The sequence below is a fragment of the Colwellia sp. E150_009 genome, from assembly GCF_053543955.1.
This window is the reverse complement of sequence record NZ_JBHFOM010000010.1, coordinates 80,946-93,879: the sequence shown is the minus strand read 5'-3', so window position 1 is coordinate 93,879 and position 12,934 is coordinate 80,946. Positions and strand designations below refer to the sequence as shown.

Sequence of the window (12,934 nt, the reverse complement as noted above, 5' to 3'; positions counted from 1 at the left end):
TTAGAGGTGAGTCATTTGTATTCATATATTGCTAGGCAACCGATACTGAACATTAAGCAAGAAACCGTGGCTTATGAATTGTTGTTTCGTGATGGGAAATCTAATTCTTTTCCTTGTATTAATCCAGATCAAGCAACATCAAAAATTATTATTGATAATCAACTGACGTTAGGTGTGGAAGAAGTGACGGGTAATTTCCCAGCCTATGTAAATTTTCATGGCGATGCCTTAGTACATCTTCTTCCTAATTTCTTCGATCCCAAGAAAATCGTGGTAGAAATTCTAGAAGATGTCATCATTACCGACAAACTCTTAACGGCATGCGCGTTATTAAAACAAAAAGGGTATACGCTTGCTTTGGATGATTATGACTTTGATCCTAAGTGGGATGTTTTTTTCCCTTATATAGATATTATTAAGGTTGATGTACTTTCTCTTACTATACTTGAGATTAGTCGTTCTTTATTTAGATTAGAAAATTATAAGTTTACGTTGCTTGCGGAAAAAGTTGAAAGCCAACAAGTATTTCAACAATTAAAAACACTTGGTTTTACTTTGTTTCAAGGCTACTTCTTTGCTAAACCTGAGATACTTAAGAAGAAAAATATTCTTTCTTCAAAAAAATATATCTTGGATTTAATGGAGCATATTAATTGTACGGAATTTGATTTTGCTGCTATCAGTGAGATCTTTAGTCAAGATGTAGGACTTACCTATAAACTATTGCGTTTTATTAATAGCCCCGGTTATGGACCAAGTAAAGAAATATGTTCTTTAAAACATGCGCTGATATATATTGGTAACCTTGAGTTGAAAAAGTTTATTGCATTACTCATGCTTGCTGATTTAGCAGAAGAGAAGCCAGATCAAATTATAATAACTTCACTAATTAGAGCAAAATTCTGTGAAAAAATAGCGAGTATTAAAAAGGCTGGTCATAACCCCCCAACTGCTTTTTTAACAGGGATGCTATCTAATATAGATGGGGTATTAGATCAAAGTATTGTTGAGGTCATGGATCTTTTACCTATACATAAAGAAATTAAAACGGCATTGGTTGAAAAAAATAATGACTTGGCTAGTTATTTGTCACTTTCTTTGGCTTTAGAGCAAGGACTGTGGCAACAAGCTAAGCAGCAATCCGTAGCATTAGGTATTGATGAAAAAGACTGCTTGAATGCATACCAAGAATCTATTGTTTGGTCAGATGCTATGCTTGCGGTTACATGCTAACAGTTATTGTACGTTATAGAATAGATAAAAAACACCTTAATATTATGTGTGCTAAGGTGTTTTAGTTTTGTGCGTTATTTATTTTATTTATAGTAACTTAGGCAAGTTTCTACTTCGTTTTTAGACCCCATAATGACTTCTACACGTTGATGAATGCTGCTGGGTTCTATATCCATAATACGACCCGTACTCGTCATGGCTAGGCCTCCTGCTTGTTCAATAAGGAATGCCATAGGGTTTGCTTCATACATTAACCGTAATTTATATGGTTGCTCTGGATTTTTAGTGTCTGTTGGGTAAGTAAAAATACCACCACGACATAGTACACGATGAATGTCACCTACCATGGCAGCAATCCAGCGCATATTAAAGTTTTTATCTCGAGAACCTGTTTCGCCAGCAAGTAAATCATTAATGTAATTTTGCATGGGTTCTTGCCAAAAACGTTGGTTAGACATGTTAATAGCAAATTCTTGCGTATCTTTTGGTACTTGCACACCACGTTTTACCATAAGAAAACCGCCATGGGTTCTATCAAGTACATAAAAGTGTGTACCACTGCCTGTGGTCATCACTAACATAGTCGCAGGACCATATAAAACATAACCAGCACAAACCTGTTTATCACCTGACTGTTTGAACATATCAGGATTGCTGGCGTCCATATGTTCAGGGGCTTCGTGAATTGAAAAAATGGTACCAATCAGTGAGTTAATGTCAATATTTGAACTACCATCTAAAGGATCAAAAGAAACGATGTATTTACCTACAGCATTACCCGCAACAGAGCTGTCTTCTTCTTCAGATGAAATTGCTTTAACAAACCCTGATTCAAGTAAAATATCTTTGAATAGTTCATTGGCAACTACATCTAACTTCTTCTGAATTTCGCCTTGAATGTTTTCATCTAACGTTGATCCCATCAAACCACTCAAATGAGCTTGGCTGACACGGAATGAGATCTCTTTAGTTGCGGCTAAAATAGTTTTAATTAGTGAAATAAGATCTAAAGGAACATTGTCTTGGCGTAAAGCTGGTGAGAGTCGTTGCATTGGGTTACCTAATAGCGTTAAGTTATATTTATAAAAGATACAGGGATGATAATTGTTAATTTCAATTTAATTATAACAAGTTTCACTTTGCTTTCTAAAGTATTAACTTAACTTTATTATGCGTTTATTAATTAACCATTTCTAATGTACTGATTTCGCAGTGAATATTGACAATTAATTAACCTGTATTTGAAGAGATATATAATTAAGATATTGATTTGTAGTTAATAAATAAATAGGGAACTGATTGTTTAATAGATTGGTAATTTTAGAAATATCAACTAAAAATCCCATCCCATGCTAAGGTAATAATGCCCTCCGTTGTAACCTGTTGGGGAATTTATAGGGTAGATAGCACCTAAGAATCCTGGCATACGGCCTTTACTATTTTCATCAGGATAGACATCAAATATGTTTTTAGCACCCAAAGCGACAACTAAATTATCTGTAACATGATAAGAAACTTCAGCATCAGTGATAATAATAGGGTCAACTTTTTCAATCAATGACACATCGTTAAATTGTGCATTGTAAAAACTCCCATAATAATTAAGGCGAATCGATGCGCTAACAGCTTCTTTAGTGTATCCGTATGTTAATACACCACGGTTTTTTGGAATGCCATCTTCTCGTTCTTTACGTACATTACTGTTTGATATTGGGCTCTTAGGGTTAGTGACTTCTAATTCGGTGTTGGTATAGTTAAACGCTAATGAGAGCATATTATTACCCCCAGCAAACTCAAACGGTAAACTAGTCACTAAATCAATACCTTGAGTAATTGAATTAAAATCGTTAGCATAATATTGTATATTTGCTACGTTTGAGTTTATGCCTGAAGCAGCTAATAAAGGTGCATCACTTGCGGTGATTTCACTGGTAAATAGTGATAGACGATCTTTAACGTTTATATAAAAATAATCTAAGGTAACATTAACTATTCCTATTTCTGATAATATTCCAAAACTCACGCTGGTGGCTTTTTCCGATTCAAGCCCTCCACCTGAACGGGCAGTAGCGATAGGGCTTAAAGCACTAACTAATTGTGAGCTTTGCTGAGCAACGATACCATTTACAATAGAATTTGAAGTAGAAATACGTTGAAGCGTTGATTGACCAACGGTAGGCGCTCTGAATCCGCTACTGAGTGTTGAACGTATGGCAACATTGTCGGTTATTTGTAAACGTGCAGATAGTTTACCATCAAAAGTATTGCCTATATTGCTAATATCTTCATGTCTCATGGCAAGTGAAACAGAGAGAAACTCTGTAATGTCACCTTCTATGTCTATATAGACAGCATCAGATGTACGATTATTTTTATCGGCAGTCTCGGAAGAGAATCCAGGGAAACCATTTGCACCAATAGCTTCGCCGTTGCTAATAAAAGCTCCAGCTTCATAAGAGGCGCTATCTCCAGCTTTAATTTCAAATTGCTCAAAGTGGTTTTGGTAACCAAAGGCAACATTCAATTCTGACTCAAAACCAACGTCGATAGGGTACGTGAAATCAGCATTGAATAAACGCTCGGTTTGTATCTGAGAGCCTAAATCAAAATCGTTAGGTGAAAGCTCACCAAATGATGCATTAACACTATTACTTAACTCATAACCAACATGGTTCTTACCAATTACCAAACTAATATCGTAAGTTAATTCAGCTTTGTTATTAGTTAATGCACCTCGCAATCCAGTTGCGATACTAGTATCGATTATTCTTCCTCCGAGCCTCGGGGTAAATCCCCCAGGAAATTGTTCATTAAAAGAAAAACAGTTAGGATTGGTGGAAACGTCTTTTAAGGTTTCAATATCATCTAAACTGCCTGGTACAGTTGGCGTTGGACAGTTACCTGTATTATCATTAGTCATGTCAAAGAAAAGACGAGTACCATTATTTGGATTAATAAATACACCCGCGCGGGTATTTGGGTGCCGATAAAAAAAGCTACTATCTATGTCGCGCCTTGCCCAGTTGCCAAACATATACAGTTGCTTATAGCTGTTACTACTTCCCAGATCCATTTCTAAATTACCCAAAAGCTTAATATTATTGGTTATATTTGGATCTCCCCAAATAACAACAGGGTTTTGTATATCTTCTATACTAACCCCACTATCAATTAAACTCTGCACTGCTGGGTCTTGAATACCACGAGAGGTTGCATCACTTTCTGAGAATTCAAATGAAAAATTCGCTGAGCCACTATCACTAATTTCAGTTCCCATAATGCCAGATAGCTCAAACTTAGTGCCATCACCTTCAAAGTATTGACCTGTTCGCATTTCTATTCTATCGATTAATGAGCTGTTTTCTAATCTAAAATTAATCACGCCTGCTATTGCATCTGAACCATATTGTGCGGCAGCTCCATCACGTAAAACTTCGATATTCTTAAGTGAAATTCTAGGAATTGGTTCCAGATCAACCCCGTGGGCACCTATATTTACTCCTGATACGTATTCATAAATAGCACCGCTACGATGACGTCTTTTGCCATTCACTAATATTAACATGCTATCAGTAGGTAAGCCTCTAAGGCTTGCTGGTCTTATTAGCGTGCCTGCATCACTGATCGCTTCCTGGCTGACATTATATGAAGGAATAACATTTGACAGTGTGGATAGCATATCGTTATTTCCACGAGCGTTTATATCTTGTTTATGGATAATATCTAGTGGCGCCAATGCATCACTTGGTGATCGGTTTATCCGGCGAGAGCCGATTATTTGAATACGTTCAGGTTCAATTGCTTTGCTTGCTATTTTTTCTTTATTTTTGATGGATTCGGTGGGCTTAGGGGCTGGTGAAGTTTTACTGGCAGCGAGGTCTTCTGAGTTATTATCTTTCAATATAGATGACACAACAATGACACGTTTTTCGGTTGCTATGGCACTTAAGGGAGTATTTACAAGAAGTATTGCTAAAGCATCTGAAAGTGAATAATTTCCCACTACTGGGTTTGTAACAATAACGACAGAATCATCAAACGGATATAAAAGTGAATATCCAGATATCTCGGCTAGTTTATCAAAAGCAGCTCCCGCGTCCATTGCTGGTAAATTAAAGCGATAATGTTTGGTAGTTTGGCACAACAAAGGGTTGGCAAATAATAAAAAGGCAAAGAGAATATAAAATTTAATGCGTTTCCCTTTTCTATGGTTCAGTAGGAGATTAAACACTTAATTTATACCTATACCTATGACAGTTTAATTGTACGTAACAGAGAGCTAACCAACAGATATTTTATGACCATAATTTAAGTTGAATTTTCAATTATACCCTCTTATTTTTATTTTGTAATGATTTTTAAGTTGCGAGTGAATACTCAGGTATTCAAAGGCAAAAGTTGTCAGAAATGATTATGCCCAAAAGGTAAAAACCCCAGAAAACAGGGGTTTTAGTAGGATATTTACATGGTAAGAGGTTTAATTTAGTGAAACATTATTAAAAGTCATATGTTGCTTTTAAATAATAAAAGCCACCATTAAAACCAAAAGGTGAAGTCTCATAATACTGACCACCCCAGCTATTGTTATCAGAACCTGTTTGCTCTGCAAAATCAAGTCGACTTGGGTATTCATCAAATATATTTTGTGCACCTACGCTGATTTTTAGGTTTTCCATGGCATGATATGTCACTTCTACATCCACAGTAACTTCTGCATCAGCATTAATTTCTGTACCAGGCTCGTCAGGCGTACCAATCCAATCTACGTGAACACCTTGATATTCGCCATAATAGTTTACACGCGTAAACATGCTAAAGTCATCCCAGTTTTGCGCCCAAGTGAATGTACCGCGATGATTTGGTAAATCATTCTCTAAACGAGAGACTTTACCAGCACCTGTAATGTCAGGAGTAAAGTCGTCAACAGTGGTTTTATTATAGTTATAAGCAAGGCTAAAGGTTGTATCACCAGCGAGTATAGCTGTTGAATAGTTAGCGACAAAATCGAAACCTTCCGTTGTTGTATCAAAGTCATTAGTAAAAAAGCTTACTTGTTGAATTGAATCTACGTTAGGAACGCCATCTGCTTTTAATATGGCTTTGTCTTCTGCTGATAAATCAAGCTTAGCAGATTGAGAAACACGATCGGTTACTTCAATATTGTAGTAATCAAGAGTGAAATGGAAATCGTTTACTGACCAAACGGCACCAAATGCCATACTTTTAGATTCTTCAGGTGTTAGCTCGTTAGCTCCTAACTGAACGGCTACCGCATTTGTCGGTGGTAATAATGCTGAATCAACTAACACACCGCCATCTAAATTGGTTTGAACATTTGCATAGTTTGCTTGACCAACTGTAGGAGCACGAAAGCCAGTACTGACCGAGCCACGTAATGAGAAGTCATCAGTGACATTATATTGTGCCGTAACCTTAAAGTTAGTGGTATCACCAAATGAGCTATAGTCTTCATAACGGATTGCATAACCCATTAAGAAATCTTCGGTAAACTGTGCTTCAACATCAACATAAAATGCATAGTTTTGACGAGAAAATTTACCTGCCGCTGACGGTTTAAAACCAGGGAAACCATTTGAGCCAATACCAAAGCCTTGATCTGTATAAGGCCCTGCAATGAACGAAGCTTCTTCACCGGCAATCACTTCAAAGGATTCAGTATGGTACTCGTAACCTCCAGCAATAATTAACGGCATTTCAAGGCCCACATCCAGCTCTTTAACTAAATCAATGTTAAAGAATTTCTCAAGTTGAATATGTTTACCCGGTGCAAAGTCACGAGGACTATCTTTGCCTAAAGAACCATTAATGGTATCAAAAATAATGTAGCTAGATTCATTTCGTCCCACTGAGCCACTCACGTCATACGAGAAAGTATCATCGATTTGACCTCGAGTACCCATGGTTAGCCCAGTATCAACTATGTTGCCACCAAAGTTAGGTGTGAAACCACCAGGTAATATTTCATTAAAGGCAAAACAATTGTCATTATTGGCAACGTTATTAATATAATCGTCTTGTGTTAAGACATTATTAGTAGTGATATTAACAGGTGAACAGCTTTCACCAGTACCTAAACCATCAAGATCGGCAATTAATAAATTACTTACACCGTCATCATCTGTGTCACCATTACTATATACGCCGCCACGCGTGTGCGGATTACGGTAATAGAAGCCGCCACGTACATCACGTTCTGAAAAGTTACCAAACATGTAAGCTTCACGATCGTTACCTAAATCTAAACCGAAATTACCAAAAATAGTAATATCGTCATTTACTTCTGGAGATCCCCAAACTTGTGTTAAAGGAGATACTGCGGTATTTCTTCCTGCTATCAGCGTTTTAGCATCAGAACGTTGTTCGCTGCGACTTGTTGCATCAGAGTTCTTGTATTGAAAACTAATATTAGCGAAGCCATCGGGGGTCAGTGCCATACCGATATTACCAGAAAACTCAGTTGTATCGCCATCGCCTTCATAATAAGAACCATGTTTTACAGTAAATGATCCACCCTCAGCATCATCTTTTAATACAAAGTTCATGACACCAGCTATCGCATCAGAGCCGTATTGTGCTGCTGCACCATCACGTAATACTTCAACTTGTTTTAATGCAGAGCTAGGGATAACTGAAATATCAGGACCTTGAGCACCATCGTTAATGCCGCCACCGAGTAAGGCAATAACTGAAGCACGATGACGACGCTTTCCGTTAACAAGTATTAAAGTACTGTCTGATGATAGACCACGAAGGTTAGCAGGTCGCACTAAGCTTGCGGCATCAGAAATAGGGTTAGTATGAACGTTGAATGAAGGAACCGTTCCTTTTAGTACCTCCAACATATCGGTATTGCCTGATTTTTCTAATTCTTCCGCGCCAATCAAATCAATAGGTACTGGTGAATCATCAACAGAGCGTGGTGCGCCACGTGAGCCTACCACGGCTATGCGTTCAACCGCTTCTTCTTTAACTTTGCCTGAATTACTTTCTGCAGCATATGAGGGGGCTGTTCCTAATGCTACACCCACAGCTAGGGCTAACGTAGTAGTACGAAATTTTATAGACATGTTATTTCCTTCCTAATGGTAATCTAGTTTTATAATTATTTTGTGCTGTTGCTATTTTATTTTTCTGCAACATACACTAAAGAGCGGAAGGAATAGTAAAGCCGTAAAAAAATTTAATTTTTATTTTAATAAAAATTTTGACATTGAGAATAGTGGGGCGTTAGAGGCTTTAACATTTATAGTTCATGATAAAGCCTTAAAGGAGATTTATAACTTATTACGTTGATATTGTTAAATAAGTTCAGGTTGGGCTGTTAGATTTTTTTGGTAAGCAAAATTTTATTTGAGCCAAGCCGTTGAGATTCCATCCCAAAAGAAAGTTCAATTGCTTCAATTAATGCTTCGCTGTCTTTTAAATCAAAGCGGCCACTTATTGGAATCTGGTGCAATGAAGGACCTTTTAACACAATTTGTACATCAATATAGCGATTAATCTCTTCGACTACATTAAATAATTCTTCGTTATCAAAAATTAACTTTCCATCAAGCCATGAAAGTTCTCGTTTTATATTATCTGGTTTAATGTGAGTTAATTTGGGGGCTTGATTATTGCCTACAATAACTTTTTCACCTTTTACAATATAAATATCATCTTTTTGCGTGGCTAAAGTATTTAGTTTTTTGATATTGGTTAATTCAGTGTTTAGAGCAACTTTTGACATTTTAACTTTACCGTCAGTTACAGTCACTTGAACATTTTTAGATGCTAAATGCACAACGAATTCAGTACCAATTGCTTGAACAAGGCGGTCACCAGCATAGACAATAAATGGTCGACTAGGATCATGAGCAACTTCAAATAAAGCCTCCCCTTTAATTAACTTAACCATTCTTTTGTTATCGGTAAATTCAGTTTCAATACGGCTATTGGTGTTTAAATGTATAATTGAACCATCGTCAAAAGTTGTACTCATCTGCTGACCTATTAACGTAGCATATGAATTTCTTTGAATATTTTCAGGCATTGCGAACCAAATAAAAAGAGCAATAAAACTTATACTGGCAGCTAAGGCAAAAGGTTCAAAGATTGGTTTTAAAACAGGCCATAAAGAAACTTTTTTTGATGTTTTTTCATCACCAATATTAGCAAACACTTCGTCCATACCATCCCAGATATCAGCCATAGCATTTAATGCGACAGGATGTCTTTTATCTGCCAATAACCAAGATTTTAAATCTTTTCTTGATTGATCTGATAAATTTCCATTGTCTAGTTTTACCAACCACATTGATGCTTCGTCATCAATCGTATTTGTTGTATGCAGTGGAACTACTTTGTTGTTAGCATTCATCTTGTACGCTCTTCACTTGATTGGTTTAGATGTATTGGAAGTTTATGTTCATTAACTTCATATCCTTGAGCACAAAGCGATTGTTTGCATTGTTTTAATCCTGCCGCAATGTATTTTTCAACGGAGCTCACAGATACATCCATTTTTTTTGCAATTTCTTTATGACTTAAACAATAGAGTTTGCGTAAAAGTATCGCGCGGCGATGTTTTTCAGGTAATGCCCCTAACACTTTACTAAAACGTTCAAACTTAAGTTTTTGATATAATTCTTTTTCTACAGTATTTTCAACATCATCTTCTAATAAGGCTTCATCTAATTCAGTATGTATTTCTTTTGACTGTTGCATTAATTTTTTCAGTACTAAGTTTCTTGAAACAACAAACAAGTATCCTTTTGGTGAACTAATTTCTTGTTTATTATCTGAGCGTAAAGCCCTTATAAACGTTTCTTGTAAAATATCATCAACATCTTGTTGTTTAACGCTCATCTTCATAATCGAACGCACTAGGCCGTCTCTGCATGATTGAAAAGCGGTTAACACTTTATTGTTCGATTGTTTATTTGTAGACATATAATGTTTCCAATAACACACTATTCTCTTAAAGAGCTTGCTTGTGGTTTAATCCATAACTATTTTATATAAAAAAACCGTAGAATAGTTTTTTATTTTCTATTGCAGACATCTTCTTTGGCTGCAATGTTTGCTATTGATTCGTTATTGTTTTTATACCACAGGCAAGTATTTGGATTTTATCGTCTATCAAAATATACCATTATCATTAAACTTTTATTGTTTGTTTGACGTTAAATAGCCGTTGTAATGTTTCTGTTTTGGTGAGTACTACTAAATTACCTAATAATACAAAACTTAACCCAATAACCGTGTATTCACTCCAAATAAACCCTTCAACAATGGTTGAAATTAATACGGCAATAGCTGGAAAAATGATATTTGCGTACGAAGTTTTGTGCGAGCCAATACGTGTCATTAAACTAAGGTAACAACCAAAAGCGATCACTGAACCAAAAAGTGATAAATAGATTAATGAAGTTAAATAAGCAGGTTCAAATGAAAAAGTGAACTGTTTACCTTGTACTACTACGGCTAAGCCAGTGAAAATAGCACCATACAGCATCCCCCATGCATTGGCTTGAACAATAGGAACATTTTTTTTCTGATTTTTGATAGAGAGCATATTGCCCATTGAAGCAGAAAAAGTGCCTAATAAACAAAAACCTAACCCCAAAAAGGTTGTTGCACCCAATTCTATATCTGTTAGCTGAGGCCAAAATAATGTCACAATACCAAATAAACCGAAAGTACCGCCAAAATAAACTTGTTTAGTTATATGTGTTTTAAAAAAAACCTTTGCGTTAATAATGTTCATTAGCATTAAGGTTGAAAATGCAATGCAGGTTAATGCTGAATTAATGTGTTGTTGCGCGTTATAAAGCAATAAATAATTCATACCAAACAAGCAAACACCAAAAGCAGCAAACAGCATATGTTGTTTCAAAGAAAAAAGCATGGGTAAGCGTTTTGCTTTGGCAAAAACAAATAAAATAATTGCAGCAAGCAGAAAACGATAAGATACCGAAGCTTCTGGAGCAACATCGCCCAGCTGGTAATTAATGGCAATCCAAGTTGATCCCCAAATAAGTACGGTAATTAGATATAGAAAACTATTACTCATTGTTTTTCCTTTGCTGCTGGTAGTCACATTTAACAGCCCTATGTCATTTTGTTGTGTAATTTCCAAATAGAGAATGACAGTATAGTGATTATTTGTTCTAATAACATATACAAAATATTAAAAATGGAACCTATACAGTTTATTTTCTGAAGGTCTATATCATGCAATTACTGGATAAATCATCAACTGCTTTTTTATATCAACAAGTTATCGATTTTATTGGCTACCAACAAAAAACAGGTGCTTTATTACCTGGTGATAAATTGCCGAGTTTACGTAAGTTAAGTCGTCAGTTTGAAATTAGTGTACCAACGGTAAAGCAAGCATACATTGAATTAGAACGACAAGGCCGTATTTGCGCTAGACCTCAATCAGGGTATTATTTAACGGCACAGCAAGCGCGTACTCTACAGCCTAGACCTAAAAAATGGTCTCATTGTACACCGACAACTGTGCAATGTCGTAATATGATTGAACAGGTTTATCAGGCAGTTCATATGCCAGATACTGTCGCTTTAGGTATTTCAAACCCTATTCTAGCCAATCCGCCAGATAAAACATTGGCAAGATTAATGCGTTCTGTGATTTCTAAAGTCGCTGAAAAAGCTGTTAGTTACGGGCCCGTGACAGGCGATTGTAAACTACGTATGCAGTTAGCGCTTCGTTATCAAGAACAAGGAGTGGCTATTAATCCTGATGATATAGTGATTACTAATGGTGCACAAGAAGCCTTGTCTATTGCGTTACAGTGTGTCGCTAAAAGTGGTGATGTTATTGCCGTAGAGTCGCCTTGCTTTTTTGGCATTATAGAGCTTATTGAAACCTTAGGTATGCAAGCGTTAGAAATTTACACTTGCACCGAAGACGGTGTTTGTTTAGATGATTTAACTAAAGCAATAAAAGAGCATCCAATCAAGGCGTGTTTATTCTCTTCAGCAATAAATAACCCTTTGGGTTCAATGAAAACAGATACCCAACGACAAGCAATGGTTAGTTTGCTTGAGCAACAAGGGATTCCGTTAATAGAAGATGATGTATACAGCGAATTGTATTTTACTGATCGCAAGCCTAAACCAGCGCAACTATATTCAAAAAATGGCTTGGTTATGACGTGTTCATCATTTTCTAAAACGGCAGCACCAGGCTATCGAATTGGTTGGTTGTTGCCAGGGAAATTTGAAGAGCAAGCTAAACGTACAAAGCGTGCTCAATCATGCTCTACACCGTTGTTACAGCAATGGACATTAAATGAATACATTCAAAGTGGCGACTATGATCGCCACTTAAGTGTGCTCCGTAAAAAATTAATTTATAACTGTGAACGTATGCGTGCCTTAATTGCTGAAAGCTTTCCTAATGAGGTCTGTATTTCTAAACCTGAAGGGGGAAGCGTGCTGTGGATTAGGTGCCAGTCGCACGTTAATACCAGTGAATTTTTTCAAGAAGCATTGGAACTAGGGGTTAGCTTTGCCCCCGGTATGATCTTTTCACCTTCAGCAAAGTATGCCAATTTTATGCGAGTTAGTTTTGGTGTGCAGTGGAATACACAAGTAGAAAACGCCGTGAAAGCATTAGGTAAATTAGTGTTTGAATATACATATAAACAATTACAGCCATAGAATGAAA

Annotated in this window: 8 protein-coding genes; 2 read left to right on the top strand and 6 right to left on the bottom strand. The window is 36.4% G+C overall.

Annotated elements, in window-relative coordinates; all coding sequences use genetic code 11:
* The first annotated feature begins 15 nt into the window (after window positions 1-15).
* Complete coding sequence (locus ACE1OF_RS06900) at window positions 16-1,233, top strand: EAL and HDOD domain-containing protein (protein WP_448893530.1); 1,218 nt, start codon at window positions 16-18, stop codon at window positions 1,231-1,233.
* Between the two features lie 83 nt (window positions 1,234-1,316).
* Here ACE1OF_RS06900 and ACE1OF_RS06895 read toward each other — a convergent pair whose 3' ends face one another.
* The 6 genes from ACE1OF_RS06895 to ACE1OF_RS06870 all read right to left on the bottom strand — a co-directional run bounded on the left by ACE1OF_RS06895 (window position 1,317) and on the right by ACE1OF_RS06870 (window position 11,308).
* A complete protein-coding gene (locus tag ACE1OF_RS06895) occupies window positions 1,317-2,285 on the bottom strand; it encodes a class 1 fructose-bisphosphatase (protein ID WP_448893529.1) in 969 nt (322 codons plus the stop codon).
* Window positions 2,286-2,566: 281 nt separating this feature from the next.
* The gene (locus ACE1OF_RS06890; RefSeq protein ID WP_448893528.1) at window positions 2,567-5,464 is read right to left on the bottom strand and encodes a TonB-dependent receptor domain-containing protein; all 2,898 of its coding nucleotides are present in this window, start codon (window positions 5,462-5,464) and stop codon (window positions 2,567-2,569) included.
* A 265-nt stretch (window positions 5,465-5,729) separates the two neighbouring features.
* Entirely contained in the window at window positions 5,730-8,321 is a 2,592-nt protein-coding gene (locus ACE1OF_RS06885) for a TonB-dependent receptor plug domain-containing protein (protein ID WP_448893527.1), read from the bottom strand.
* A gap of 254 nt (window positions 8,322-8,575) precedes the next feature.
* The gene (locus ACE1OF_RS06880) at window positions 8,576-9,613 is read right to left on the bottom strand and encodes a FecR family protein (protein ID WP_448893526.1); all 1,038 of its coding nucleotides are present in this window, start codon (window positions 9,611-9,613) and stop codon (window positions 8,576-8,578) included.
* The gene (locus tag ACE1OF_RS06875; protein ID WP_448893525.1) at window positions 9,610-10,185 is read right to left on the bottom strand and encodes an RNA polymerase sigma factor; all 576 of its coding nucleotides are present in this window, start codon (window positions 10,183-10,185) and stop codon (window positions 9,610-9,612) included. The genes ACE1OF_RS06880 and ACE1OF_RS06875 overlap by 4 nt, the downstream gene beginning before the upstream one ends.
* 208 nt (window positions 10,186-10,393) lie before the next feature.
* A complete protein-coding gene (locus ACE1OF_RS06870) occupies window positions 10,394-11,308 on the bottom strand; it encodes a DMT family transporter (protein ID WP_448893524.1) in 915 nt (304 codons plus the stop codon).
* 161 nt (window positions 11,309-11,469) lie between these two features.
* Here ACE1OF_RS06870 and ACE1OF_RS06865 point away from each other — a divergent pair, with 161 nt between their 5' ends.
* On the top strand, window positions 11,470-12,927 hold the full coding sequence (locus ACE1OF_RS06865; RefSeq protein WP_448893523.1) for an aminotransferase-like domain-containing protein: 1,458 nt from the start codon (window positions 11,470-11,472) through the stop codon (window positions 12,925-12,927).
* The last annotated feature ends 7 nt before the right edge of the window (window positions 12,928-12,934 follow it).

Excerpts from the sequence above, each read along its gene's own strand:
- ACE1OF_RS06865 (WP_448893523.1), top strand. The coding sequence starts at position 11,470 with ATGCAATTACTGGATAAATCATCAACTGCTTTTTTATATCAACAAGTT.
- ACE1OF_RS06870 (WP_448893524.1), bottom strand. The coding sequence starts at position 11,308 with ATGAGTAATAGTTTTCTATATCTAATTACCGTACTTATTTGGGGATCA.
- ACE1OF_RS06895 (WP_448893529.1), bottom strand. The coding sequence starts at position 2,285 with ATGCAACGACTCTCACCAGCTTTACGCCAAGACAATGTTCCTTTAGAT.
- ACE1OF_RS06885 (WP_448893527.1), bottom strand. The coding sequence starts at position 8,321 with ATGTCTATAAAATTTCGTACTACTACGTTAGCCCTAGCTGTGGGTGTA.
- ACE1OF_RS06875 (WP_448893525.1), bottom strand. The coding sequence starts at position 10,185 with ATGTCTACAAATAAACAATCGAACAATAAAGTGTTAACCGCTTTTCAA.
- ACE1OF_RS06880 (WP_448893526.1), bottom strand. The coding sequence starts at position 9,613 with ATGAATGCTAACAACAAAGTAGTTCCACTGCATACAACAAATACGATT.